We start from the raw sequence: 24,957 nt of genomic DNA, 5'->3' as shown, positions 1-24,957 counted from the left end.
TAAAAGATTTCGTGTTTTCATCATCTTATAACTCCTTAATTTTTATGTTTCTAAAAGCGACCATATCACCATGGTCCTGCAGTCCAATCTTGCCTGTAGTGAAGGCGGCGAAATCTTCCCAATCGGCAAATTTTGAATTCGCAATCAATTCATCCCACCCAGGTCCTTGCACGGGAAATTCCACTATTTTGGTTCCGTTAAGTACTACATGTCCTTCATTGGTCTTGTGGTTGATCATCAATTCAACGGTATTCCATTCACCAGCAGGATTTGTTACATCCTTGGACGGTGAAACCATATCATAAAGGGCTCCCGCCAAACGATCATCACCATTTTGGGCATCGGGATGGCGTTCGTTGTCCAACACCTGTATTTCGGGTCCGGTGAGATAAGGTTGACCGTATTTTTCGTCCTCTTTTACGGCCCAAAAAATACCGCTGTTTCCCCCTTCGGCAATCTTCCAGTCCAAGGTCAGCACAAAGTCGGTAAACTCTTGGTCGCTAACGAGGTTGTAACTAGTGCCTTCGGGCCTTTCTTCGGGTGGATAAAACACCATGGCGCCATCCTCCAATTTCCAAGGTTCTGTTACGGCTCCCCCGTTGTACATGTGCCAGCCATCAAAGCTTTCACCATCGAAAAGTGTGGTCCACTCTGACTCTTTTTCTTCAACGGTCTCGGTCATTTCTTCCTGTACTTCTTCTTTGTTTTCCTTTGGTTTATCCTTGCATGCAACAGCAATGGCAAGGGCTACGAACAGCAATGGTTTTTTCATAATCCCAGTATGTTTTTCAGTTTTTCTTTATCGATGTCCGCTCCCGCGAAATCATCAAAGGTTTTGGTTGTGGCTTCTATGATATGATCTTGAATAAATTTAGCGCCTTCGCGAGCACCTTGTTCCGGACTCTTGATACAGCATTCCCACTCCATTACGGCCCACACATCGCATCCGTATTGGGTCAGTTTGGAAAAAATGGTCTTAAAGTCAATCTGCCCATCACCTAAAGAACGGTACCTTCCTGCTCTATCCCCCCAATCATTGTAACCGCCAAAGGCACCTTTCTTGCCAGTTGGGTTAAATTCGGAATCTTTTACGTGAAAGGATTTGATGAACTCATGGTAGTGGTCGATATAGGCGATATAATCCAATTGTTGTAACACAAAGTGACTTGGGTCGTATAAAATATTAACGCGCTTGTGATTGCCAGTCGCATCCAAAAATCGTTCAAACGTATCGCCATCGTGAAGGTCTTCGCCGGGATGTATTTCGTAGCAAACATCCACGCCTTCTTTATCAAAATGGTCCAAAATGGGCATCCATCTTTTGGCCAATTCCTCAAATCCCATTTCTACCAAGCCTGCTGGACGCTGTGGCCATGGGTGTGCGGTGTGCCAGAGCAAAGAACCGGAAAAGGTGGCGTGTGCCTTGAGCCCCAGTCTTCGGCTGGCGGTAGCTGCTTTTTTTACGGTTTCCACGGCCCATTTGGTACGTTCCTTGGGCTTTCCGTGCAGTTCCTTGGGAGCAAAATTATCGAACATGATATCGTACGCTGGATGAACGGCAACCAACTGCCCTTGCAAATGGGTGGATAGCTCGGTGATTTCCAATCCATAGGAATTGATCTTGCCTTTGAGTTCATCGCAATAATCCTGACTTTCGGCAGCCTTGTCCAAATCTATGAGGAACGATTCCCATGTGGGAATCTGAATGCCTTTATAGCCTAAATCGGAGGCCCATTTACACATGCCGTCCAAGGTATTGAACGGAGGTTGACTGTCCACGAACTGCGCTAAGAACACTGCTGGTCCTTTGATTGTTTTCATTGAAATTAATTTTAAGGGATTCGATAACCCCAAACAAATTGGGATTTATCTTCTATATTTAAGAAAAAAACTATGCTATTTTTACGTCTCATGTGGTTAAGACCTAAAGATAGGAATTCGTTAACAATTAAAACAGCTAACCATTTTTTTTTAAACACTACTTATGGATAATGCTTCTGCCCGAAATCTGTGGGGCGATTTTTTGGATGCCCATTTGGAATTTGCCTCCGAGGATGCCCCTAAAGTCATTCACTTTGGCGACAACGAGAAAGATGCCAACCTATGTGCCGATTTGGTCTGTAAAGAGACCAAAAGAGCAACGTCCCATTCCTTACAAGTTTTACAATTAAAAGGGAAACCACTCCCCAAAATCGGAGATTTTGCCGTGGTGACCGATTGGGAAGGAAAGGCCAAGTGCGTGATTCGCACCACTGCAGTTAAACTGCTCCCGTACTTCAGCGTAAGAGAGGAACACGCGCGTTTGGAAGGTGTTGGCGATAAAAGCCTCGAACACTGGAAAAAGGTGCATTGGGACAACTTTACGCGTGAGCTTGCCCAATTCGACAAAACTCCCAAAGAGAGTATGATCGTGGTTTTCGAACAGTTTGAAATGCTCTTTAAAAAGTAATGGCTGCCTGAAACAAGTTCTTCAACCTCAACTTTTTTCAGGTTTACTACTCTTTTTTCAAACAGCCATATTGCTCAGGTAAACGGAAATCAATCCATGTCTACCCAAATATTTCCTTGTTTGTGGGAGGCCACAGTATTCTCAATAAAATTAAGGCCTCTAACCCCGTCCGTCATGGTAGGGAATTCGCCACTATTGTACTCTTCGCCACGAATGGCCTTTGCCACGCCAAGATAAATATTGGCCATGGCATCAAAAATACCTTCTGGGTGTCCCGGTGGCAGTTTAGTACCGTCCAATGACAATGCTGAGTTGTATTGATGTCCCGGTTTATATACCTGTAATGGTTCGGGGTCGTTCAGCCTGTACAGATAGTTTGGGTTTTCCTGTTCCCATTTCAAGCCTCCTTTTTGACCGTAAATGGCAATAGTAAGGTTGTTTTCTTCACCAGTGGCCACTTGACTCGCCCGAATGACGCCTTTTACATTCTTGTCCAAACGGATAAGGGCCGTTCCGTCCATATCCATCACATTGTCATCATAAACATAATTGAAGTCGCACAAAAGGGATTGCACTTGCAATCCAGTGGTGAACTCTATCAGGTTAAAGGCATGTACCCCAATGTCTCCCATACAGGAACTGATACCTGCTTTTTTGGGGTCCAACCTCCATACACTGCCTCTTTTTTCCTTGTCGTGGATAATGGGGTTCATCCAACCCTGATAATATTGGGCATCGACCTTGTGCACTTTTCCGATAACGCCTTCCTTGATCATCTCCCTCATTTGGCGCACCATAGGATAACCGGTATAGGTATGGGTCACCGCGAATACGGTCCCGGCCTTTTTAAGGGTATCCCGTAGAATTTTGGCTTCTTCGTAGGTGGTGGTCATCGGTTTTTCACAAATGACATGAAACCCGTGGTCCAACAGCTTCTTTGCCATGGGAAAATGAAGGAAGTTCGGTGTAAGGATGGAGCATACCTGAATACGCTCATCTTCCGGCAACTTCATTTCCTCTTCGACCAGCGTATCAAAATCTTTATAGATACGGTTGGTAGGTATGTCTATCTCCTTGGCAAAGGCGATGCTGTCCTCGTGATCTGGATTGAAGACCGCTCCCACTATTTCGTAGTTGTCATTGATGAAGGATGCGACCCTGTGCAGCACCCCGATAAGAGAATCCCCTCCTCCTCCAAGAATTCCTAGTCTAATCTTTTTCGGCATTTTCTAATCTTTATATTTATTAAACAATTTCTTCCGTTGCATGTCCTTGTGGCACTCTTCGCTCTTCAAGCTTTTTTCGTAAAAGGAATAAAATGAAGAACAGCACGGCTACAGCGAGCGGGAAAAACATCATTTTCCCCAAGGTCGCCTTTCCGGCGGTAAGTTCGGCCACTTGATCGGCCAAACCAGAGGCCAATGCCTCATTTTTTGCGGTGTCCAGCCATCCTCCGATCACCGGTTGCCAAATGGAGGTGGCGAACATGCCCGCTCCACCTACCAGCGACATTCCCAAAGCACCTGTTTTGGGCAGATATTCGGAGGTAAACCCGATCATGGTAGGCCAAAAATAACAAACTCCCAAAGCAAATAAAATGGCGGCCAAATATATCATGGATCCTTCGGCAATGCTCATACTATATACCGCGGCGGTAGTCACTACGGCAGACATAAGCAATACACCAATGGGATTGATGCGATGTACAATGGGCCCGGCAAAATATCGGCCAATGGCCATAATGCCCGTTACCATGGCAAGCACCAACATGGGGCTTGCCCCCGAGTTTCCAAGGATACGCTCCACCCATTGCTGTGGCCCAAATTCGGATATGGCCGTAAGGGTCATACAAATCAGGATAAAGATGAACAAGGGATCGGCAAGACCTTTGATATTTTTTGTAGTATCTGTTTCGATATGTTCGCTTTCGGGGAATTGCTGTTTAAAGAACATATAACCGTAAATGAACGTAGGAATCAACATGACCCCGATCTGCAATTGCCAGCCCATTCCAAAATCGGTCATGAACTTGGAGATCAAGGAACCGATCACGATACCTCCAGGGAACCAAACGTGAAATTTGTTGAGCATCGCCGTACGGTTTTTGGTGTACATGTCAGCTATCATAGGGTTACAGGCAGCTTCCACAGAACCATTGGCAAAACCAATAAAGAAGGTTGAAATAATAAGTGTCCAGAAACCTCCGGCCACAATAGTGAGCACCAAGCCCAATAAATGGCATACAAAGGCGGCCACCATCAGTTTGCGGGCTCCAACCTTATTATAGAGCAGACCTCCGAAGATCATGGCAATCGGAAATCCAAAAAAGGCCATACTGTTGATCCAACCCAATTGCTGGTTAGAAAGTTCAAATTCTTCCCCCAGCTGGGTCAAAATACCGGCCCGAATGGCAAAGGTCATGGATGTAACGACGAGTGAAATACAGGCCGCTATAAAAAGCTGGTTCTTGTTTACATTTTTCATGTTTGAGTTAGTTGGTTTTGGTTGTACCTAAGATTTATATTCTACTTTTTCATTTTTAAAAAGTACGGCAAAAAGAATTCCGACCGCAAGGGCAAAGATAGCTGGGAATCTCCACACGCTTACCCAATCGTGGGTATTATCGGGCAGTTGATAGGTATCCACAATTTGACCTGCCACCCAGAATCCGATCAGCATCCCCATACCGTATGTAGCCAGTGTAATCAATCCTTGTGCGGCACTTTTATATTTTTCACCTGCTTTGGTATCGGTATAAATTTGACCGGACACAAAGAAAAAGTCATAACAGATACCGTGCAAGGCAATCCCGATAATGAGCATAAATACCAACTCACCTGTGTTCCCGTAGGCAAACAGTACGTATCGCACAAGCCAAGCGATCATTCCCACCAAAATGGTTTTTTTAAATCCGAATTTTTTAAAGAAAAAGGGCAATAACAGCATGAAGAGAACCTCGGATATCTGCCCTATGGTCATCATTCCGGCGGGTCCTATTTCCGACCCTGCCAGATTGATGGAGGCTCCGATCTCCCCTAGATATTGACCCGCATGCTGATAGTAGAACCCAAGCGGGATACATATCAAAACGGAGGCTATGAAGAAAATCAAATAGTTCCTATCGTTTAGAAGTTTCAATGCATCGAGACCCAATATTTCCGAAATGGACACTTTCTCTTCTTTGTCCACCTTTGGAGGTGTCTTTGGAAGGGTAAAACTGAACACTCCCAAAATACCCGACGCAATGGCTGTCATGATAAAGGTATTCCTAAGTGCTCCGTTGGCTATATTTTCAGGCGAATCCCATTGAAATATCAAACTGATAAAGACCAAACCTGCGATGATCCAACCAATGGTACCGAACACACGGATAAAGGCAAACTCTTTGGACGGGTCCTTCATTTGGTTGAACGAAACCGAGTTGACCAAAGCCAATGTGGGCATGTAGGCAATCATATAACCAAAAACATAAGGCACAAATATGGAAATATCGTCGGCCGATGCCATTTGGTACATAAGGAAGGCCCCTATTAAATGGAGCACACCCAAAATGCGCTCTGCGTTAAAGTACCTATCTGCTATAAGCCCGATAATGAACGGGGCAATAATCGCTCCCCACGATTGGCTAGAGTACGCAAGGGCCGTTTCACTGCCGCTGGCGCCCAAGGTATTCGGCAGATATATTCCTAAGGTAACAAACCAACCTCCCCAGATAAAAAATTCGAGGAACATCATAAAGGAGAGCTGGAGTTTGATCTTACTATTCATGTAAACTATGCGTTAGTGGTTTCTATCTTTTGTAAAAAATGTAATCCAAAGGTTCGGGCGTGAGACCTTCATCGCGAAAGGTCCTCATCATTTGTCCCCGGTGGTGGGTTGAATGATTGATGATATGAAAAAGTATGTCCTTCACTTCGTTGGTAAATACCTTTCCTGCACTATTGGTGTATTCCACCCGATTTTCCAAGGCATCCGTACCGGAAAGAATTTCAAAGGTGGTACGTTGGTTATCGTAATGGATATCTTCCCACCGTTCTAACATGTGCAGGTCCCAGACCCCATAATCAGACGTATTCCCTAAAATTCTTTGGTTCCAAATATGATGGGCATTGAGTATGTGACTAAAAAGTCTAATGCAGTTGTCCGGAACCTTGTCCGGACCACTGCATTGTTCAATCATTTTTTTGTTACAATAATAATTGTAATCGAAGAGCTGTTGAAAAAATCCCTTCATCTACCCATTCATCTTTGGTCGGATTACTCCAATATTCTTTCCAAGAGTCTTTTGGTGGCCAAAATGCCTTCCTCTTCGCTCAATTCGGAGCCTTCGTACTCAACTCCCACAAAACCTTCGTATCCAGAATCGAGCACTATCTCCATAATTCTTGGGTAATCTACCCTTGTTTCATTTCCTTGCTCATCGAAACTGTAAGATTTGGCGCTTACACCTTTGGCATAAGGCATCAGCTCTTTGGTTCCTTTGTAGCGGTCATATTCTTCCAAACATTTGGACGAATAGTAGTCGCCAGCTTCCCTTTTGATGCAGAAGTTCCCAAAATCGGGCAAAGTACCGCAGTTGTCCATACCTACTTTTTCCATCACTTCCGCCAACAATTGCGCATTGGATGATGGTCCTCCGTGGTTTTCTACAATGATGTTGATGTTTTTGTCCTTGGCGTAGGTGGCCAATTGGGTAAGTCCGGCAACGGATGCTGGCATCCATACTTCGGGCTCCATGCTTCCATTGAGGTTAACACGTATGGAGTGACAGCCCAATGCAGCGGCGGCATCTACCCATTTATAATGGTTTTCCACAGCCTTTGACCTCTCTGCTTCGTCCGGCACAGCAATATCGCCTTGGCCATCGACCATGATCAGCAAGTTCTTTAATCCATACTTTTCGCTTTCGGCCTTGCTTTTTTCTACCCAGTTGTTCATGGCCTCTTCTGAAAAATCGGCCGCTTCAAGTTCTTTGTAGTACAGGCCGCTCACATATTCCAGACCTTCAAAACCCCACTCGCTGGCTTTCTCGGCAAAGCTGTAAGGATCTACGCCCTCCTCAAATATCATTTTGTGCATGGACCATTGGGCCAAGGAAAGTTTAATATCTGGTTTTGACTCTTCGGCAGCCACTTCTTCGGTGGCGGTTTCATCGGCCGTTTCCTTCTTTGGATTCTGTTTACAGGAATAAAATCCCAAAAAAGCCACTGCGATCAACGTGACGATACTTTTCTGTGCTAAACTACTTTTGTTCATATTTTTACGTTGGTTAATTTCTTCGAGAACCCAAAAACTATAACGTTATAGTGCTGAATTCTCAATAAACATAGGGTTTAAATGTAGAAAATTAATTTAATAATTAATACATTTAGCAAATAAACAATCCGAATAAATGAGTAAATTTTATTACAATCAAGAGCAGGAATCCTATGATGCCATCGTGGTAGGAACGGGCATCAGTGGAGGTTGGGCTGCCAAAGAATTGTGCGAAAACGGTCTCAAGACCTTGGTCTTGGAGCGTGGGCCCATGGTGAAGCACCGCGACGATTACCCAACGGCCAACAAAGACCCTTGGGATTTTCCCCATGCAGGACAGGCAACCCGAGAAGACATTAAGAAGCAGGAAAAACAATCCAGAACTGGGTATACCACATCTGCTGCATCCAAACATTGGTTCGTAAACGATTTGGACCACCCGTATAACGAAGTAAAGCGATTCGATTGGATGCGTGGCTACCATGTAGGTGGGCGTTCCATTATGTGGGGTCGCCATAGCTACCGCTGGAGCGATATCGATTTTACGGCCAACAAGAACGAAGGCATTGCCGTGGATTGGCCCGTGCGCTACAAGGATATAGCCCCTTGGTACGATAAAGTGGAAAGTTTTATTGGAGTTTCCGGTGAAAATCTGGGCTTGCCACAATTACCCGATGGTAAATTTGAGCCGATGATGGAGCTCAACTGTGTGGAAGATTTGGTGCGCGGCAAAGTGGCTGAACACTTTAATGGTCGTGTGATTACCGCAGGAAGGGTGGCCCACATTAATAGTGACAAACAATTTGAGGGCGATGGCCGTGTACGTTGCCAATTCAGGAACCGTTGTATTAGAGGATGTCCATTCGGAGCATACTTTAGCAGTGTTTCCTCAACGCTTCCGGTTGCGGAGCGCACAGGCAACCTTACCCTAAGGCCGGACTCCATTGTTCATGAAATCATTTACGACCCAAATACCAAAAAAGCTACGGGCGTAAAAGTTATCGATAGGGAAACCAAAGAAGCCTACGAGTTCAAGGCCAAAGTGATATTCCTTTGTGCTTCTGCGGTTGCATCCACTTCCATTTTGATGCAATCCAGATCGGACCGATTCCCCAATGGATTGGGCAACGATTCCGGTGAGCTTGGCCATAACTTGATGGACCACCACTTCCAAGTAGGTGCTTCCGGTAAGTTTGATGGATTCGAGGACAAATATTACAAAGGCAGAAAGCCCAACGGTGTCTACATTCCGAGATTTAGAAACTTGGGCGGTGACTCCGATGTAAGCTTCTTTAAGCGTGGTTACGGTTACCAAGGAGGTGCAAGCAGGGGCAATTACGAAGAATTGGTCGCCGAAGCGTCCTTTGGAAAAGAGTATAAAGATGCCATGCTGACCCCAGGAGGTTGGAACTTTAGTATCAACGCTTTTGGCGAGGTACTGCCTTACCACGAAAACAAGATGACCTTGGATTACGATAAAAAAGATCAATGGGGACTGCCTACGGTTACCTTTGATGCGGAAATCCGGGAAAATGAACTGAACATGCGTAAGGACATGCAGGATCAAGCAGTGCAGATGCTTGAGAAAGCAGGTGCCAAGGATATTACTCCTTTTGATGCGCCCTACGCCCTTGGTCTTGGTATTCACGAAATGGGAACGGCCCGCATGGGAAGCGACCCAAAAACCTCTGTGGTAAACGGGAACAACCAAGTACATGGATGTGAGAACGTATACGTAACCGACGGTGCATTTATGACCTCTGCCAGTTGCGTGAACCCATCGTTGACCTATATGGCATTTACGGCAAGGGCAGCCAACCACGCCGCCCAAGAACTTAAAAAAGGAAATATATAATGGAAAGAAGATCAGCACTCAAAAATATGGGATTGGCTTTCGGATATGCCGTAGCCACCCCAACCCTGCTCTCGCTTTTACAGAGCTGTAAGGACAAGCCGGCATTTGCTGAATGGACACCAAGCTTCCTTAGCAAAGAACACGGTTACGCCTTGGCACAGACCCTGGACGTAATTCTGCCAAAAACTGATACACCTTCTGCCACCGAGATGAACGTACACGTGTTCATTGACGCATATTTGGACGAAGTGATGCCTTTGGAACAGCGGGAGTTTGTAATGATGCAAATGAACAATTTCTATGATAAGGTTCTTGCCGATTCTGGTAAAGAAACATTGACGGACATAGAACCAGCAGACATAGAACCCGCCTTAAAAACGTACTTGAGAAAAAGGACGAAAGAGGAAGAGGAAGCCCACTCCGAAGCCATCATGAACTATATGGAGGCTATTATGGAAGGCGGCGAAGGAGTTCTGGATGACGAGGTTGTGCGCTTCTCTTTTGCCAACGATTTAAGGGGCTTGGCCACTTGGGCCTATAAATCCTCGGAATATATTGGTGAAGAGGTACTGGCCTATGCACCCATACCAGGGGAGTACATCCCTTGCGGCGATCTGCAGACATTGACAGGCGGAAAAGCTTGGTCTTTGTAAATCGCAAAGCACTCGAATCAGAAAAGCCTCCAGTTTTGGGGGCTTTTTTAGTTATCCACAGTAACAAAAATACCCCGGAATGTTCTATTGTGGGGTGAACTTGTCCGAGGTATTAAATCAATAAACACTATCACACGTACTGTAATCCAGCACTAAAACTGGTGGTAAAAATAGGCATCACTGCAACAAAATTCTTAACCGTCCCAGTTAACTTTTTCTTTATTTCCATCCATTTTTAATGGAAAACGAAAGTCTTGGTTTGCGTGGACAAAGATTTAAAAATACGGTCAAATTCTAAAGTGGCTACGCCAGAAACAACGACAAAGTTTTTAACATAAAATGTTGACATCTAGAGGAAAGCAAGAAATCGAGTTGACCAACGGGAATAGAACCACATAAAACAAAAAAGACCAAGGGGAGAACTAATATCCCTACTTGGTCAAACTCTTATGATGAACCGGCCAAAGCCATATATTACCAAAGAGTACGGCCTCTTCAATCCTGGTTTAAAAGATTCTTTTCGTTCTAGGTAGTTCCCCCGAAACCTAAAATCAAATCCGAATCACACCCTGATCAAAGATGAATTGTGCAAGCGGTTTATACAATCAGATGATTGGTTGCTGTGGCCGTACAATTTTTTGGTAATACAAAATTTTAAAGAACATTTGGAGCCTAAGCTATTTCTTCACGACCATTTCCTTCCAATCCTCGTTCCATTTAGTCTCTTTCTTTTCTGCCACAGAGGCAAAGATCAAGGCTACAACAAAAATCAAGAACAAAACAATGCATTTTCGCATGGCTCCAGTATCTATTGGTTTTTTAGTCAGGCCGAAGATAATTAACAACAAATATGCAATAGGGGTTCTATGTATAAATTGCATCATTTTATGTATAATTGGTTTTGCCATTTTTTTGCCGTTTGTAATCCTTTTCTTGTTTTTTGATTTTGATACTCTTAAAAAATGCGGCTTTTTCCCTTGATTTTGATTTTTATACCAGTTATACGTGCTGCTGATCCATTAACACATAATTTTAGCACTATGTGAAGAATAATTCTAAATTTGAATTTAGGTATATAGTTTTATGATAGAAGCCGTAATCGTCGATGATGAAATCAAGGCCCTTCAGAGTTTGAGTTGGGAGCTGACCAATTTGAGCGATGAGGTGGATATTATTGCATCCTTTACAGATGCCCGCGAAGCCTTGAACTATTTGGAACAGAACACGCCCGATTGTTTGTTCCTCGATATCGAAATGCCCTCCATGGACGGTTTTCAGTTCATCAAGAATCTAAAGAACAAGGATTTTCCAGTTGTCATCACCACAGCTTACAATCAATATGCGCTACAGGCCCTGAAGAACGAGGCCATCGACTATCTTTTAAAACCCATAGATTCCGATGATCTTGAAGTAACCCTGGCCAAAATCAAAAAATACAACGCCAAAAACCTGACGGTAGAACGATTGGAGAAAATATTGCTCAACTTCAATTCAGAATCACAGAGCAAAAAAATTACCATCAACACCGACGGTAAGCTCGTTTTCCTGCATAGCGACGATATTCTTTATGCAGAATCCGACGGTAACTACAGTACCATTTTTTTGACGGACGGCCAAAAGATCCTACTTACCAAAAAATTAAAGGAGGTCAATTCCCTGCTTCCCGAAAACTGTTTCTTCCGCATACACAATTCGTACATCATCAATCTTAATAAAATAAAGGAGTTCCTAAAAACGGACGGCTACGTAGTCTTGGAATCCAACCATAAAATCCCAGTGTCCCGGCAAAAAAAATCCGATTTTTTGGATATGCTCTAATACCCGTATTCCCGTGCCCACATCAAAGTTCCATCCCATCGAAAACCTGTATCGAGCACAAAGGTCGGCGGTTACGGCTTTCCTTTTTTTCTTGGTTCTAGGGGGATTGGAAGCTCAAGAAATTCCAGAAGCATTTCAGGAAAAAGCGGAAACCCTTGTTCAGTTGCAACCAAAAACTTATGAAGTACTGGACCAAGAGCTTTATGAAGAAAAAAAGGACACCACCCTTCTACGATATTTTGCCGACTTGAGTGCAGCGAACGATTATCCAGTGGGACAATCCTATGCGCTGAATCAATTGGGCATGAAATACCGTAACTTTTCCCAATACGAAAAGTCTGTCAACCTACATGAACAGGCACTGGAGGCGGCAGAGGAGGGCAATAGTACCGACTTTAAGATTTTGAGCCTTAATATGCTCGGGGTGGTCTATAGACGCACGGATGCCATTAAAACCGCTTTGGACTACAACCAAAAGGCCCTCGAGTTGGCAGAAGAAGTCGAGAACCCATCCAACCACATCAAGCGCAGTATCAATGTGGCCCTGAACGGAATCGGAAACCTGTACCAAACCTTGGAACAGTACGATTTGGCCATTATGCAGTTTAAAAGGGCCCTAAAACTGGAAGAGGAGCTGAACAATAAGTTGGGCTTGGCCATCAATCACCAGAACATCGGACATTGCTTGGAAGAAAAAGGCGATTTGGAGGGCGCTCTGGAAAACTACAGAAAGTCCTTGGCCTATAACGAGGAAATCGATTCGGATATCGGCCGTGTCATTTGCAAGAATAGTTTGGCCCAAATCTACTTGAAGCAGGACATGCCCTATCTGGCATTGGTACTCTTGGAACCCTTGCAGGAAGAAGCCAAGAAAATCGGAGACTTTTCCATTACTTCCTTGGTCTTCATCAACACAGGATGGGCCCATACCAAACTGGCGAACTACAAAGTGGCAGAAGATTTTATCCAAGAGGGATTAAAAATGGCGCAAAACCGAAATATTCCCACCAATATCCTCTATGGATACGAAAAAATGACGTTTTTAGAACAAACCAGGGGGAATTTCAAAATGGCATATGAATTCTACAAAAAGGCATCCGAATCCGAAAAACAGATTTCAAGTGCTACGAATCTCCGGTACATGAACGACATCATCGTTCGGTACGAAAATGAGAAAAAGAACAACCAGATCGCGGTGTTGGCCAAAGAGAATGAAATTGTGCGGTTACGACTTAAAAAAAACCAGACAACGCTTTTGGTCAGTGCGTTGATCGTAGGACTGATTTCGTCCATCCTTTATATTCTTTACCGCCAATACCAGAGCAAAAACGAAAAAAGGGTGCTCACTTTGGAGCAGCAAATGCTGCGCAGCCAAATGAATCCACACTTTTTGTTCAATTCGTTGAATTCCATTAAGCTGTACATCATTAACAACGAACAGAAAAACGCTGTTCACTACCTAAACAAGTTTTCCAAACTCGTCCGTAAGATTCTGGAGGCATCTTCACAAAAGGAAATCCCATTGTCGGAAGAATTGGAGACCATGGAACTTTATATGAACATTGAAAACATACGCTTTTCCAATGAAATCGATTTTAAGATTGAGGTAGAGGAAGATATCAATATAGACAACATCAAAATACCTTCGCTCACCCTGCAACCCTTTTTGGAAAACTCCCTCTGGCACGGATTATCACCAAAAGAAGGGGATAAAAAAATCCAGATCAACGTGAAACACAAGGACAAGGGCCATGTTTCCATAGAGATTGTGGACAATGGCATTGGGCGCACCATGGCCGAGGTAAACAAGGAAAATCGGGTATTGAAACGCAAATCGCTTGGAATTCGCATCACCAAGGAACGCTTGGCCAATTTTGCCAAGGACTACCAGAACAAATTTGATGTGGATATTTTGGACCTGTTCGATGAGAACGGGGATCCCAACGGAACCAAAGTGGTATTGGACATCCCTACGATTTAGCGCTTGCTGCCGCGACCTCTTCCAGTTCGCTATACCACTTTTTGCCAAACTTTTTGATCAAGGCATCCTTTACAAATTTGTATATCGGCACCTTTAGTTCTGCCCCCAAAGTACAGGCAGGGTCGCATATTTCCCATTTGTGGTAGTTCACCGCGGTGAATTCGCTGTACTCCCGTGTGCGAACAGGGTATAAATAGCAAGAAAGAGGTTTTTTCCACTTGGTAGCTCCCGCTTCGTAGGCAGCTTCGAGACCGCATTTGGCAATGCCCTTATCGGAAAAGATCACATAAGCACATTCATTGTTGTCCACCAAAGGCGTTTCCCATTCCCCATCTTCACCTTTTACAAAAGCACCCTGTTCTTCAATGGCAGCAATACCTTCAGGACGCAAAAACGGTTTCACCTTATGGTAGATGTCCACCAATTTATCGGTTTCAGCATCTTCCAATGGCGCCCCGTATTCTCCTCCTACACAACAAGCACCTTTGCATGCGGTTAGGTTGCATACAAAATCGTTCTCCAAAATCTCTTCGGATACAATGGTTTTTCCAATCTGGAACATAGTCTGCCCTTACTTTTTTGGCAAAGGTAATCCAAAACCAAAAAATTGATGATTTCTAAACATTTTATGTGATCCAAAAGTATTTTTTACCTGTAAATTTGCCGTCCGAAAAAAATGACGCCATGAATTTTAACGTTAAGGAAATAGCCACCGCTGGAATGATCTTGTTTGCCGTGATAGATATTTTGGGAAGTATCCCGATTATTTTATCGCTTCGCCGCAAAGTGGGACACGTGCAGTCCGAAAAGGCCTCCATTGTGGCCACCTGTATCATGATTGCCTTCCTATTTGTTGGTGAAAGCATCCTAAAATTGATAGGTATAGATGTCAACTCCTTTGCCGTGGCGGGGGCTTTTATCATCTTTTTCCTGGCTATTGAAATGATTTTAGGCATTTCGCTTTACCGGGATGATGAGCCTGAGACGGCCTCCATTGTGCCCATCGCCTTCCCATTGATTGCCGGTGCGGGCACCTTGACATCCATTCTCTCGTTACGGGCAGAATACCACGTGGAGAACATTATCGTCGCCATTATTATAAACGTTATCTTTGTATACATCGTGCTAAAGTCCAGTGCCAAGATCGAACGGATTTTGGGCAAAAATGGACTTAATATTATTCGAAAAGTGTTTGGGGTCATCTTAATGGCCATTGCCGTAAAGCTTTTTGCCACCAATGTAAACGAGTTATTGTCGCACGCTGCTTAAAACAATGCTATGAACAAGACCTTCGCCGTAATTTTAATCGTACTTGCTTTGGCCCTTATTGCCTTTAACGTCACCTTGGTCGATTTTGAACAGCCTTTTCAGGGCGATAGCACCATTGCCCTTATCGGGATAGTGGCCTCGTTGTGTGCCATTGTGTTGATGTTGATTTTTATGACTTCCAAAAAAATCGACAAGAAACTGAAGGATTGATCTAAGGTTTCATTTCTACCGCACCAAGTTGTGAAGCTTCGATATCGGCCTTGTCCAACTCCTTGACCCGTTGCAACATGCTGTCGTAATCCCCTTTTATTTGTGCGGACACATTGGGTGAGAACAGTTGTTCGGCAATATTGGCTTTTAGGTAAGCTTTTATTTTGTCTTCGTAAGCGTAGAAGTCCAACTTTATCTTGCGGTCCAGCACAAATTGGATGAAGTTATCAAAAAGGATATCATCCACTCGGAATTCATCCAAAAACTCGTTTTGGGTGTACCCTTCATATCGGGTCCTATCCTCCTCCAAGTGCTCAAAAATAAACCTTGCAAAGAATTGATAGGTCTCATCCATACTCTCAATGGCTTCCTCTTGATTACTGCCAATAGGCACAAATACATCGGGAATGATTCCTCCACCACCATAGACCACCTTTCCTTTTGGGGTAACAAACTTTAAGGAATCGGCTACTTTTATACTATCCGCAGAGAGCAGTTCTCCGCTTTCGTATCGCTCCATGAACCTATGGTAATAATCGTAGTTGCCATCCTTATAGGATTTTTGGATGGAACGTCCTGTTGGGGTGTAGTATCGGGAAACGGTCAGCCGAACCGCTGAGCCATCGCCCAAATCCATTTCGCGCTGCACAAGTCCCTTTCCAAAAGAACGGCGCCCCACAATGGTCCCAATATCGTTGTCTTGCAAAGCACCCGCAATAATTTCACTGGCAGATGCGGAACGTTCATTGATCAACACATAAACGGGTTTGTCCTCAAAATCCCCTTTCTTGGTGGCATACGCCTTGTTGATTCGCCCTTTTTTGTTCTTGGTGAACAGAATCAATTTATCCTCACCCAAAAACTCATCGGCCAATTGCTCGGCAATGCCCAAATATCCGCCAGGGTTGTCCCTGAGGTCAAGCGTTAACTTTTCGGCCCCGCGCAACTTCAATTTTCTGAGCGCGTCTTTGAACTCATCAAAGGTGGACTCGGCAAAACGATTGATTTTGATGTAGCCCATATCCTTGGTGAGCATGTAGTAGGCATCCACACTGCGGATAGGCACCCTATCACGGACCACAGGAACATCCATAAGTTTATCTTCGCTCTTTCGATATACCTTGAGATTGACCTTGGTCCCTATTTTACCTTTTAAAGTGGAAACCACATCGTCGTTGGCTATTCTACGTCCGAAAAGGGTGTCATTGTCGGCCATAAGGATACGGTCGCCAGGTTTGATGCCCCCTATGTAGCTTGGACCATTTTTAATGGCTCTGATTACGGTAATGGTATCGCGGTACATGTAGAAACTCACTCCTATTCCAGCAAAATCCCCTTTCATGCTTTCCGCAACGTCCTTCATTTCATCTTTGGGAATGTATACAGAGTGCGGGTCTAACTTGCCCAAAATATTGTTGACGGTCACATCCACAATGCTATCGGTATCCACATCGTCCACATACTCATAGTCGATGTAGTCGATAAGCCTGTTGAGTTTATCCTTTTTGGAATTGGTGGAGAAGAGCTTCTCCGGCGAATCGTTAAAATGGAGCTTGCCTCCGATAAATATGCCAAGAGCCACCGCTAAAGCAAGTAACGTGGGCCAAATATATCCTTTAATCTTTTTCATATAGCAATTATGGTTTTAAACCATTTCTTCCAAAACAGGCAAATGCACAATCTCTACGCCTGCCCTTTCCAGAAATTTTAATCCAGAGTCGTCTTTGTACGCTTTCTGGTATACCACACGTTTTATGCCAGCTTGGTGAACGAGCTTGCTACACTCCCTACACGGGGACAACGTAATGTACAAAGTGGCCCCTTCACAGGATTGTGTGGATGAGGCTACCTTAAGAATGGCATTGGCTTCAGCATGGAGCACGTACCATTTGGTGTAGCCCTCTTCGTCTTCACAGTAATTCTCAAAACCAGTGGGTGTTCCATTGTAACCATCGGAAATGATCATTCTATCCTTGACGATAATGGCGCCGACCTGCCTTCTTTTGCAATACGATAGTTTTCCCCACTCTTGGGCCATCCGCAAGTAGGCTTTGTCGTATTTTTCTTGTTTGCTCGCCTTCATAAATCCAAAAACGCTGATATTTAACTAAATATACCTGCTTTACAAGACCCTCACAACCTTATTCGATAAAATTTAACGAAGGTTCCTACTTGGGGAACGTAGCAATAAGCAGGGGTATTGTAATGGCAATGATTAAAATTGATGCTACTGCTATAAAAATGGAACGCCTTACCTTGAATAGGTCCAAAACTACATAGGCGATGGCCAAAACCACCAATATAATGGTAACCTGGGACAGCTCGATTCCCGTGGCAAAACCCAACAAAGGGGTAATCTTGTCCTCCTCCTCTGCCATCAACATTTTAAAGTAATTGGAAAACCCAAAGCCGTGGATCAGCCCGAAGAATGCCGTGGCCAACGCATGAAGAAAAAGACCCACATCCAACGCTTCCTTGTATACATAGGTGAAATTGAAAAGGGCCGTAAGCAGAATGGTTATGGGAATCAGGAATTCAATCAAACCGACATCCAAAGTTGCCACTTCGTAGACCGATAATGCCAAGGAAACGCAATGCGCTACGGTAAAAATCGTGGCCAAAATGACTACCCGCTTCCAATACCTAAAGGTAAAGGGTACGGCCAAGGCCGACAAAAACAGGATATGATCATACGCGCCAAAATCCAGCACGTGGTCCAGCCCCAACTTGATGTAGAACAAAAACTCTTGCATAATATATTGGTTAAGAAATACCTCTTTCTTTTTGTATGGTCTCGTAAGCCTTTTGCACTTCCTTGAACTTCTCCTCTGCTCCTTTTCGTATGGCTTCGTTCTCCGTCACCACCCTATCCGGATGGTACTTTTTGGCCATGGTACGGTAGGCCTTCTTCACTTCTTCATCGGTAGCCGTCTTTTCGATCTCCAAAATTTTATAGGCCGTATCCGCCGATTTGATGAACATGGCCATGATACTCTCAAAATCGTGTTGGCTCAACCGAAAGTACCCGGCAATTTCGCGGAGTTTTTCAACTTCTGCCTTGCTCACCTGCCCATCGGACTGGGCAATGCCGAACAGAAAGTGCAACATTTGCAACCGCACCTCGTAGCGGGTTCGTTGCACCATAAAATTACAAATTCGCTGGGCGGATATTTCCCTTTTTTTGATGACCTCGTTGAACGTCCTGAAAATGGCATTGGCCTTTTCCTTGCCGTAGGTGCTCAGAAAATATTGGCGCACATAGTCGAGCTCCCGTTGATTTACCTGTCCATCGGCCTTGATGATGATAGAGCACAACGAAAGCAAGTTCAACTCAAAATCGGCCGGAGAAACCGATTGGCGCGTCACATTTTCGAAAATGGAACCCGACCTGCTACCGGAACCTCCTAGATTATCCAAGAATGTCCCCACGATAAATCCCAAAACCGCTCCAGGAAACCTAAACATAAAATAACCGAGAAAGGCGGCTATCCACTTGATCATGCATCAAAATTTAAAGGGCAAAGATAGGGGTTTGATTGACAAACAAAGCTTTATGCAATGTTAAGGGTGATGAAAAAAACCAAACGATCCCTTATCTTTGTCACCTAATTAAATCGAAGCCTATGTATCCAGAAGAATTGGTAAAACCTATGCGCGAAGACTTGGCCATGGCCGGGTTTGAAGAACTACATACAAGCGAAGCCGTGGAAAACGCCCTTAAAAAGAGTGGCACCACATTGGTCGTAGTTAATTCGGTTTGTGGCTGTGCAGCGGCCAATGCCCGACCTGCAGCCAAATTGAGCCTTCAAAATAGTAAGACACCCGACAACTTGGTAACTGTTTTTGCAGGTGTGGACATGGATGCCGTGCAAACAGCAAGAAACCATATGGTTCCGTTCCCTCCATCATCACCAAGCATGGCCTTGTTTAAAGATGGGGAGTTGGTGCACATGATCGAAAGACACCACATTGAGGGCAGGCCTGCCGAACTTATCGCGGAAAACCTGATGGAAGCCTACAACGAGCATTGCTAACATTGGGCAAATCCTATAACAAATAGCCACCTTAATAGGTGGTTTTTTTATTTTTACGCAACCTAAAAACCATCATAGTGCTAAAATTGTTATCCTATCCTTTGACCATCCTCTTTTTCCTGTTGTTTGGTCTGGTATTGGTCATTTTTCATCCCATACAATGGTTGTGTCTCAATCTGATTGGATATAATGCTCACAAAAAAAGTGTATCCGTCCTCAATTGGTTCATTATGCGGTGCACGAATGTTTTGGGAACCCGGTATACTTTCAGAAACCAACAGCAACTTCCAACGGATAGACCCCTCATCATTGTGACCAATCACCAAAGCATGTACGATATTCCACCGATTATCTGGTACATGCGCAAGTACCATCCTAAGTTTGTCAGCAAAATAGAATTGGGAAAAGGCATCCCGAGCGTTTCCTATAACCTTCGCCATGGAGGTTCTGCGCTGATCAACAGAAAAGACCCAAAGCAATCCATTGCCGAGCTTCAAAAATTGGGCAAGTACATTGAAACCAACAACCGCAGTGCCGTGATTTTTCCTGAAGGCACCCGAAGCCGAAACGGGGTGCCCAAGCCCTTTAGGACCACTGGTCTAAAAGTGATGATGAAAAATGCGCCATCGGCCCTAATCGTGCCCATCAGCATTAATAATTCATGGAAACTGCTCCGTTACGGCAAATTCCCAATGGGATTGGGTTCCCACGTCACCTTTGATGTGCATCCGCCCATAGAAAATTCGGGAAACCCTGATGAGCTCATCACCCAAATTGAAAACCTAATTGTTTCTGGGGTCAAAACGGGATAATAATGGAAAACCAACTTATTCAAAATACCATCGCCTTTGTAAAAAGGGAACTGAGCGATGCCGAAGGAGGTCATGATTGGTTCCATATCCAACGTGTTTTCAATACTTCCAAACTTTTGTTGCAGCATGAAGAAGGTGACTCCCTTGTGGTGCAATTGGCCGCTTTGCTGCACGACATTGCAGACCCCAAGTTCCATAATGGAGACGAGCAGATAGGACCACAGACCGCCCAAGATTTTTTGGAGACCCAGCAGGTTTCACACGAAACCACAGTGCACGTCGTCAATATTATACGCCACATGTCCTTTAAAAATAGTCTGGAGCAGGATGGGGAGACATTCACTTCCAAAGAAATGGACATTGTTCAAGATGCCGACCGATTGGACGCCATTGGTGCCATTGGCATTGCCAGGGCCTTTAACTACGGAGGCTTTAAAAATAGGGAACTGTACAACCCGAACGTGCCCCCTAACCTGAACATGACCAAGGAAGAATATAAAAAATCCAAAGCCCCCACCATCAACCATTTCTACGAAAAATTGCTCTTGCTCAAGGACGGGATGCGTACCCCAACTGGAAAAAAACTGGCCGAAAAACGGCATCAATTTATGTTGGATTATCTGGAACAGTTTTACAAGGAATGGGAAGGGTCAGTATAAATCCTAGACTTTCTTTTTCCCCTTTTTTGTATCTTGGGAACTCACATAAAAAATCAAACTAAACAAGATGCAAAGAAGAAAGTTCATCAAAAATACCGCAGCGGCTTCGGCTGCGTTTTCCATTGTTCCGAGTCATGTGTTGGGCAAGACCCACGTTCCCCCCAGCGACACCCTGTATGTGGCAGGCTTTGGTGTTGGTGGTAGGGGAAATAACGTTATCAATGGACTCAACGATACGGGACGCGTTAAGTTCGTGGCCTTTTGTGATGTGGATGACCGCCGTGCCCAAGAAACCTACGAACAGTTTCCCGATGTAAAACGATACAAAGACTTCCGCAAGGTTTTTGATGAACGCTTGAGCGATATCGATGCGATTATGGTGGCGACGCCCGACCATACACATGCTACCATTGCGCTGCCTTTTATGCGTGAAAAAAAGCACGCCTATGTGGAAAAACCGCTCACGCACAACATACAAGAAGCCCGATTAATGACCAAGGTAGCCCGCGAAAATGGGATCACCACCCAAATGGGGAATCAAGGAGCTTCCAGCGACGATAGCCGTATTGCCCGTGAATGGGTGGAATCCGGTATTATTGGAAAGGTACACACCATTGATTGCTGGACCAACCGACCTGTATGGCCCCAAGGAGTGCCCATGCCTACCCAGAAGGACCGTATCCCAAGAGGATTGGATTGGGACCTGTGGTTAGGGCCCGCCAAAATGCGGGATTACAATGATGCCTATCTTCCGTTTAAATGGAGAGGGTTTTGGGATTTTGGAACCGGTGCCTTGGGTGACATGGGCTGCCATATTATGGAAACACCCTTCAGTGTGCTGGACCTCGGGTATCCTACGGAGGCCGAAGCCAGTTGTACCACCGTTTGGGTAGATGATTTTGTGGAAGCGGATTACAGTCATTCCTGTCCACCTTCTTCCAAGATACACCTCAAATTTGAGCACGAAGAGCACGGCGACATTGCCCTAAACTGGTACGATGGCGGTTTGAAACCAAATTTACCCGACGAATTAAAAGATGGCGAAACCATCGGTGACAATGGTGGTGGAACGGTGATTTATGGCGACAAGGGCATTTTGGTGTGTGACACCTATTCCAGAAACGCCCGTTTATTGCCCTCCGAAATGATGGACCTCTACAAAGCCCCTGCTGCCAAATATCCACGGGTACCGGGCGGAATGAATGGCCATATTGCCAACTTTGTGGACGGTTGCCAAAACGGAACGCCAACTTCTTCCAATTTTGAAAAAGCAGGAAAACTAACAGAGACCGTGTTGATGGGGAACCTTGCCGTAAAAGCCTACCAGTATAAAGAATTACAGCCTGGTAAAACTGCAAAGGACTGGAACCCCTACAACTCCCCAGGGCGAAGAAAGTTGATGTGGGATGGCGAGAACATGAGAATTACCAACTACGAGAAGGCCAACGAATGGGTAACGCGCGATTACCGTGAAGGCTGGGAGTTGGAATAAGTAAACTAAGAAAATTGATATATAAAATGGTCCGTTTCGGGCCATTTTTTGTTCTCAATACATCAGGTGAAGATGGATATTCGAGGCCAGTTAAGTCATTTCGACATGAGATACTAAGCATCGATTGAGAAATCCAACAGAAAAACTCAAGTTCAGATTTCAAGTTCAAACTCAAAAGGCAAGTCCAAATTCAAAAAAGGTCATTTCGACTAAGATGTGAAGCATCGATGGAGAAATCTGATTGAAAAACTCAAACTCAAAGGTCAAGTAGAAGTTTCAAGTTCAAGGTTTAGGGTTTAGGGTTTAGGGTTTAGGGTTTAGGGTTTAGGGTTTAGGGTTTAGGGTTTAGGGTTTAAGCCTAAAAAATTCATTTCAAATGACAAAGAACCCTATTTGTGCTAATTCGTGACATTAGTGTCAACTGCCTATTGACTATTTCCCATCAAACCAAGTCTATTTTCTATCGTCTTTTCTCTCCTGAATCTAGATTCTTGGCTCTTGGCTCCTCACTGAACCAGGTTCTCGATACATTTTTTGCCTCTTTTTTTCAAAAACCGTCAAAAAACACTCGAACTGACCCCCTATCTTACAAGATCAACAACTGCCCACTGCTGACTGATTTCCGACTCCCGATAGATTTCTCGACTTCCCCTTCGACTGCGCTCAGGGTGACAGTTCGAAATGACAAAGAACCACATTGGTGCCAATTTGTGAAATTAGTGTCGACTGCCTATTGACTATTTCCCATCAAACCAAGTCTATTTTCCATGGTCTTTACTCTCCTCAGTCTTGATTTTTGGCTCTTGGTTTCTCACTGAACTAGGTTCTCGATACATTTTTTGCCTCTTTTTTTCAAAAACCGCCAAAAAACACTCGAACTGACCCGCTATCTTACAAAATCAACAACTGCCCACTGTCCACTGCTGACTGATTTCCGACTCCGGATAGATTTCTCGACTGCGCTCGAAATGACATCCTACCTCGCAACACGAAACCCGAAACCCATAACTCGTAACTCCCAACTTCGGACTTCCAACTGCTAACAAAAACTCAAAACAACTTTAACTGCCCATCTTTGTAATGTTCATGAAGTTCTGTGTTCAGGGTAGGAAAGCTTTTATCCCGAAAATATTTTTTCCTGGCGAGTTGTGCCATGTGATGGATTTGCTCCGCAATTTTGCCCTCTCCCCTCGTTCGGGTTCCGAATCTGGAATCATTTACCGTTCCTCCGTGGCAATCTTGTATTTGGTGCAGTACCTTTTCGGCCCTGTCTGGCATGGCCTTTCTGAGCCAATCTGAAAACAGCTGACCAATCGCCCCATTGAGTCGAACCACCGTAAGGCCAAACGAACGTGCACCATGGTCGGCCACGGCTTTGGCCAATGGCAACAGTTCATGCGAATTGATTCCAGGGATCATGGGTGCCAACATCGCGTTTACGGGAATGCCATTTTCGGATAGGGTTTGGATGGTTTTGAGGCGCTTTTGGATGGAAGCCGTTCGAGGTTCCAGTAAACGCCTTGTTTTTTCGGACAGCGAAGTCACCGAAATATATACGCCCACCAAACCATACTGATTCAATTCTTTCAACACATCCAAATCCCTTAAAACAAGGGCGTTTTTGGTAATGATGCCAACGGGATGCCGATATTTTAAAAACACCCCCAAACACTTTCGGGTGATTTCGTATTCCCGTTCCGCAGGTTGATAGCAATCCGTATTTCCTGAAAGTACGATGGTCTGTGCCTTCCAATTTTTATGTTTAATCTTGGCCTCCAAAAGTTCCGGAGCCGATTTTTTGACCAATATCTTCCGTTCAAAATCCAACCCGGCACTATAGCCCCAATACTCGTGCGTATTTCGGGCGTAACAGTACACGCATCCATGCTCACAACCTTGATAGGGGTTCATGGAGTACTGCATGCCCACATCGGGACTCTCCACTTTATTCACTATGGTCTTGGGAAAAATGGGGATATAGGTCGTTTTGTTGCTTTCCGCTTCTTCTCCCTCCAACCGACAGAATTCCAAAAAATCATCCCGAAGTTCAAAAGAATGCTGCAAAAACCGGTTGTCGGTATTCTGCTGTGCGCCTCTTCCTTTGATATAGTTTTCGGGATTCATGTATTGGATTTATTCCAAATATATGGATTATTTCCTTTTATTTAAATATTTAAGTTTGACACGAATTTCACGGATTATCTCGAATGCAGCGGCTACACCCATCGCTACATCGCGTCCAGTCAGGCAATCAGCAACCGAACGGAATGACACCAAAATATCCGATTTAGCGCTTTCGGACTTCCTAAAGATTTCTAGACCTGCCTGCTGCAGACTACCAATTAAGAACCTTTCACTAGTTCTCGATACTTTTTTTGGCTCCTTTTTTCAAAAACTCACCAAAAAACACTCGTACTGACAAACAAATATTTGCTTCGGACTTCCGATAGATTTCTCAACTTCCCCCTC

Annotated in this window: 24 protein-coding genes; 11 read left to right on the top strand and 13 right to left on the bottom strand. The window is 44.5% G+C overall.

Features of this window, described 5'->3' with window-relative positions; translation table 11 throughout:
* Positions 1–25: 25 nt before the first annotated feature.
* Both ABNE31_RS03645 and ABNE31_RS03640 read right to left on the bottom strand, forming a co-directional pair.
* Positions 26–772: a DUF1080 domain-containing protein gene (locus ABNE31_RS03645; RefSeq protein ID WP_349352408.1), complete on the bottom strand. Its 747-nt coding sequence runs from the start codon at positions 770–772 to the stop codon at positions 26–28.
* Positions 769–1,821, bottom strand: coding sequence for a sugar phosphate isomerase/epimerase (locus tag ABNE31_RS03640; RefSeq protein WP_349352407.1), 1,053 nt, complete (start codon positions 1,819–1,821; stop codon positions 769–771). Before ABNE31_RS03640 ends, ABNE31_RS03645 begins: the two co-directional genes overlap by 4 nt.
* A 163-nt stretch (positions 1,822–1,984) precedes the next feature.
* Here ABNE31_RS03640 and ABNE31_RS03635 point away from each other — a divergent pair, with 163 nt between their 5' ends.
* A complete protein-coding gene (locus tag ABNE31_RS03635) occupies positions 1,985–2,449 on the top strand; it encodes an ASCH domain-containing protein (protein ID WP_179383389.1) in 465 nt (154 codons plus the stop codon).
* A gap of 89 nt (positions 2,450–2,538) precedes the next feature.
* Here the strand turns inward: ABNE31_RS03635 and ABNE31_RS03630 are convergent, their stop codons facing one another.
* From ABNE31_RS03630 to ABNE31_RS03610, 5 genes are read right to left on the bottom strand one after another with little or no spacing between them, the layout of a single operon-like run.
* Positions 2,539–3,675, bottom strand: a complete 1,137-nt coding sequence (locus tag ABNE31_RS03630; protein WP_349352406.1) for a Gfo/Idh/MocA family oxidoreductase — start codon at positions 3,673–3,675, stop codon at positions 2,539–2,541.
* Between the two features lie 19 nt (positions 3,676–3,694).
* A complete protein-coding gene (locus ABNE31_RS03625; RefSeq protein WP_179383387.1) occupies positions 3,695–4,933 on the bottom strand; it encodes an MFS transporter in 1,239 nt (412 codons plus the stop codon).
* Positions 4,934–4,960: 27 nt separating this feature from the next.
* Positions 4,961–6,217 carry an MFS transporter gene (locus ABNE31_RS03620; protein ID WP_349352405.1) on the bottom strand — a complete coding sequence of 419 codons (1,257 nt, stop codon included), beginning with the start codon at positions 6,215–6,217 and terminating at the stop codon, positions 4,961–4,963.
* Positions 6,218–6,239: 22 nt separating this feature from the next.
* Positions 6,240–6,683, bottom strand: a complete 444-nt coding sequence (locus tag ABNE31_RS03615; RefSeq protein WP_349352404.1) for a DinB family protein — start codon at positions 6,681–6,683, stop codon at positions 6,240–6,242.
* Positions 6,684–6,706: 23 nt separating this feature from the next.
* A complete protein-coding gene (locus ABNE31_RS03610; RefSeq protein ID WP_293281698.1) occupies positions 6,707–7,705 on the bottom strand; it encodes a sugar phosphate isomerase/epimerase family protein in 999 nt (332 codons plus the stop codon).
* 136 nt (positions 7,706–7,841) lie between these two features.
* Between ABNE31_RS03610 and ABNE31_RS03605 the strand changes: the two genes are divergently transcribed.
* The 4 genes from ABNE31_RS03605 (at position 7,842) to ABNE31_RS03590 (ending at position 14,012) form a co-directional block, all read left to right on the top strand.
* Entirely contained in the window at positions 7,842–9,560 is a 1,719-nt protein-coding gene (locus ABNE31_RS03605) for a GMC family oxidoreductase (RefSeq protein ID WP_349352403.1), read from the top strand.
* Positions 9,560–10,213 carry a gluconate 2-dehydrogenase subunit 3 family protein gene (locus tag ABNE31_RS03600; RefSeq protein ID WP_349352402.1) on the top strand — a complete coding sequence of 218 codons (654 nt, stop codon included), beginning with the start codon at positions 9,560–9,562 and terminating at the stop codon, positions 10,211–10,213. Before ABNE31_RS03605 ends, ABNE31_RS03600 begins: the two co-directional genes overlap by 1 nt.
* Before the next feature lie 1,083 nt (positions 10,214–11,296).
* Positions 11,297–12,031, top strand: a complete 735-nt coding sequence (locus tag ABNE31_RS03595) for a LytTR family DNA-binding domain-containing protein (protein WP_179383381.1) — start codon at positions 11,297–11,299, stop codon at positions 12,029–12,031.
* 13 nt (positions 12,032–12,044) lie between these two features.
* Positions 12,045–14,012, top strand: a complete 1,968-nt coding sequence (locus ABNE31_RS03590; protein WP_349352401.1) for a tetratricopeptide repeat protein — start codon at positions 12,045–12,047, stop codon at positions 14,010–14,012.
* Here ABNE31_RS03590 and ABNE31_RS03585 read toward each other — a convergent pair.
* Complete coding sequence (locus ABNE31_RS03585; protein WP_179383379.1) at positions 14,002–14,574, bottom strand: DUF3109 family protein; 573 nt, start codon at positions 14,572–14,574, stop codon at positions 14,002–14,004. The two genes, ABNE31_RS03590 and ABNE31_RS03585, sit on opposite strands and share 11 nt — an antisense overlap.
* 122 nt (positions 14,575–14,696) lie before the next feature.
* Here ABNE31_RS03585 and ABNE31_RS03580 point away from each other — a divergent pair, with 122 nt between their 5' ends.
* Together ABNE31_RS03580 and ABNE31_RS03575 are read left to right on the top strand one after the other, a co-directional pair.
* Positions 14,697–15,281 (top strand): MarC family protein, encoded by a 585-nt coding sequence (locus tag ABNE31_RS03580; RefSeq protein ID WP_127140527.1) that lies wholly within the window; start codon positions 14,697–14,699, stop codon positions 15,279–15,281.
* A gap of 9 nt (positions 15,282–15,290) precedes the next feature.
* Positions 15,291–15,491, top strand: a complete 201-nt coding sequence (locus tag ABNE31_RS03575) for a hypothetical protein (protein ID WP_179383378.1) — start codon at positions 15,291–15,293, stop codon at positions 15,489–15,491.
* A 1-nt stretch (position 15,492) separates the two neighbouring features.
* Here the strand turns inward: ABNE31_RS03575 and ABNE31_RS03570 are convergent, their stop codons facing one another.
* From ABNE31_RS03570 to ABNE31_RS03555, 4 genes are all read right to left on the bottom strand, one after another.
* Complete coding sequence (locus ABNE31_RS03570; protein WP_349352400.1) at positions 15,493–17,121, bottom strand: S41 family peptidase; 1,629 nt, start codon at positions 17,119–17,121, stop codon at positions 15,493–15,495.
* Positions 17,122–17,136: 15 nt separating this feature from the next.
* The gene (locus ABNE31_RS03565) at positions 17,137–17,574 is read right to left on the bottom strand and encodes a dCMP deaminase family protein (RefSeq protein ID WP_349352399.1); all 438 of its coding nucleotides are present in this window, start codon (positions 17,572–17,574) and stop codon (positions 17,137–17,139) included.
* Positions 17,575–17,659: 85 nt separating this feature from the next.
* Positions 17,660–18,244 (bottom strand): HupE/UreJ family protein, encoded by a 585-nt coding sequence (locus tag ABNE31_RS03560; RefSeq protein WP_306012799.1) that lies wholly within the window; start codon positions 18,242–18,244, stop codon positions 17,660–17,662.
* A gap of 10 nt (positions 18,245–18,254) precedes the next feature.
* Positions 18,255–18,992 (bottom strand): TerB family tellurite resistance protein, encoded by a 738-nt coding sequence (locus tag ABNE31_RS03555; protein WP_306012798.1) that lies wholly within the window; start codon positions 18,990–18,992, stop codon positions 18,255–18,257.
* A gap of 122 nt (positions 18,993–19,114) precedes the next feature.
* Between ABNE31_RS03555 and ABNE31_RS03550 the strand changes: the two genes are divergently transcribed.
* The 4 genes from ABNE31_RS03550 (at position 19,115) to ABNE31_RS03535 (ending at position 22,488) form a co-directional block, all read left to right on the top strand.
* Positions 19,115–19,525 carry a BrxA/BrxB family bacilliredoxin gene (locus ABNE31_RS03550; protein WP_349352398.1) on the top strand — a complete coding sequence of 137 codons (411 nt, stop codon included), beginning with the start codon at positions 19,115–19,117 and terminating at the stop codon, positions 19,523–19,525.
* A gap of 77 nt (positions 19,526–19,602) precedes the next feature.
* A complete protein-coding gene (locus ABNE31_RS03545; RefSeq protein WP_349352397.1) occupies positions 19,603–20,337 on the top strand; it encodes a lysophospholipid acyltransferase family protein in 735 nt (244 codons plus the stop codon).
* Positions 20,338–20,339: 2 nt separating this feature from the next.
* Entirely contained in the window at positions 20,340–20,996 is a 657-nt protein-coding gene (locus ABNE31_RS03540) for an HD domain-containing protein (RefSeq protein WP_349352396.1), read from the top strand.
* A 67-nt stretch (positions 20,997–21,063) separates the two neighbouring features.
* Positions 21,064–22,488, top strand: coding sequence for a Gfo/Idh/MocA family oxidoreductase (locus tag ABNE31_RS03535; protein ID WP_349352395.1), 1,425 nt, complete (start codon positions 21,064–21,066; stop codon positions 22,486–22,488).
* Positions 22,489–23,538: 1,050 nt separating this feature from the next.
* On the opposite strand, the gene ABNE31_RS03530 is transcribed toward ABNE31_RS03535, so the two are convergent.
* Positions 23,539–24,612, bottom strand: coding sequence for a PA0069 family radical SAM protein (locus ABNE31_RS03530; protein WP_349352394.1), 1,074 nt, complete (start codon positions 24,610–24,612; stop codon positions 23,539–23,541).
* Between the last annotated feature and the right edge of the window lie 345 nt (positions 24,613–24,957).

The organism is Flagellimonas sp. MMG031 (assembly GCF_040112705.1).
Lineage (GTDB): Bacteria > Bacteroidota > Bacteroidia > Flavobacteriales > Flavobacteriaceae > Flagellimonas.
Note: the sequence above shows the minus strand (reverse complement) of the source record. Positions and strands in the feature narration are given on the sequence as shown.

Excerpts from the sequence above, each read along its gene's own strand:
- ABNE31_RS03645 (WP_349352408.1), bottom strand. The coding sequence starts at position 772 with ATGAAAAAACCATTGCTGTTCGTAGCCCTTGCCATTGCTGTTGCATGC.
- ABNE31_RS03640 (WP_349352407.1), bottom strand. The coding sequence starts at position 1,821 with ATGAAAACAATCAAAGGACCAGCAGTGTTCTTAGCGCAGTTCGTGGAC.
- ABNE31_RS03635 (WP_179383389.1), top strand. The coding sequence starts at position 1,985 with ATGGATAATGCTTCTGCCCGAAATCTGTGGGGCGATTTTTTGGATGCC.
- ABNE31_RS03630 (WP_349352406.1), bottom strand. The coding sequence starts at position 3,675 with ATGCCGAAAAAGATTAGACTAGGAATTCTTGGAGGAGGAGGGGATTCT.
- ABNE31_RS03625 (WP_179383387.1), bottom strand. The coding sequence starts at position 4,933 with ATGAAAAATGTAAACAAGAACCAGCTTTTTATAGCGGCCTGTATTTCA.
- ABNE31_RS03620 (WP_349352405.1), bottom strand. The coding sequence starts at position 6,217 with ATGAATAGTAAGATCAAACTCCAGCTCTCCTTTATGATGTTCCTCGAA.
- ABNE31_RS03615 (WP_349352404.1), bottom strand. The coding sequence starts at position 6,683 with ATGAAGGGATTTTTTCAACAGCTCTTCGATTACAATTATTATTGTAAC.
- ABNE31_RS03610 (WP_293281698.1), bottom strand. The coding sequence starts at position 7,705 with ATGAACAAAAGTAGTTTAGCACAGAAAAGTATCGTCACGTTGATCGCA.
- ABNE31_RS03605 (WP_349352403.1), top strand. The coding sequence starts at position 7,842 with ATGAGTAAATTTTATTACAATCAAGAGCAGGAATCCTATGATGCCATC.
- ABNE31_RS03600 (WP_349352402.1), top strand. The coding sequence starts at position 9,560 with ATGGAAAGAAGATCAGCACTCAAAAATATGGGATTGGCTTTCGGATAT.
- ABNE31_RS03595 (WP_179383381.1), top strand. The coding sequence starts at position 11,297 with ATGATAGAAGCCGTAATCGTCGATGATGAAATCAAGGCCCTTCAGAGT.
- ABNE31_RS03585 (WP_179383379.1), bottom strand. The coding sequence starts at position 14,574 with ATGTTCCAGATTGGAAAAACCATTGTATCCGAAGAGATTTTGGAGAAC.
- ABNE31_RS03580 (WP_127140527.1), top strand. The coding sequence starts at position 14,697 with ATGAATTTTAACGTTAAGGAAATAGCCACCGCTGGAATGATCTTGTTT.
- ABNE31_RS03575 (WP_179383378.1), top strand. The coding sequence starts at position 15,291 with ATGAACAAGACCTTCGCCGTAATTTTAATCGTACTTGCTTTGGCCCTT.
- ABNE31_RS03570 (WP_349352400.1), bottom strand. The coding sequence starts at position 17,121 with ATGAAAAAGATTAAAGGATATATTTGGCCCACGTTACTTGCTTTAGCG.
- ABNE31_RS03565 (WP_349352399.1), bottom strand. The coding sequence starts at position 17,574 with ATGAAGGCGAGCAAACAAGAAAAATACGACAAAGCCTACTTGCGGATG.
- ABNE31_RS03560 (WP_306012799.1), bottom strand. The coding sequence starts at position 18,244 with ATGCAAGAGTTTTTGTTCTACATCAAGTTGGGGCTGGACCACGTGCTG.
- ABNE31_RS03555 (WP_306012798.1), bottom strand. The coding sequence starts at position 18,992 with ATGATCAAGTGGATAGCCGCCTTTCTCGGTTATTTTATGTTTAGGTTT.
- ABNE31_RS03550 (WP_349352398.1), top strand. The coding sequence starts at position 19,115 with ATGTATCCAGAAGAATTGGTAAAACCTATGCGCGAAGACTTGGCCATG.
- ABNE31_RS03540 (WP_349352396.1), top strand. The coding sequence starts at position 20,340 with ATGGAAAACCAACTTATTCAAAATACCATCGCCTTTGTAAAAAGGGAA.
- ABNE31_RS03535 (WP_349352395.1), top strand. The coding sequence starts at position 21,064 with ATGCAAAGAAGAAAGTTCATCAAAAATACCGCAGCGGCTTCGGCTGCG.
- ABNE31_RS03530 (WP_349352394.1), bottom strand. The coding sequence starts at position 24,612 with ATGAATCCCGAAAACTATATCAAAGGAAGAGGCGCACAGCAGAATACC.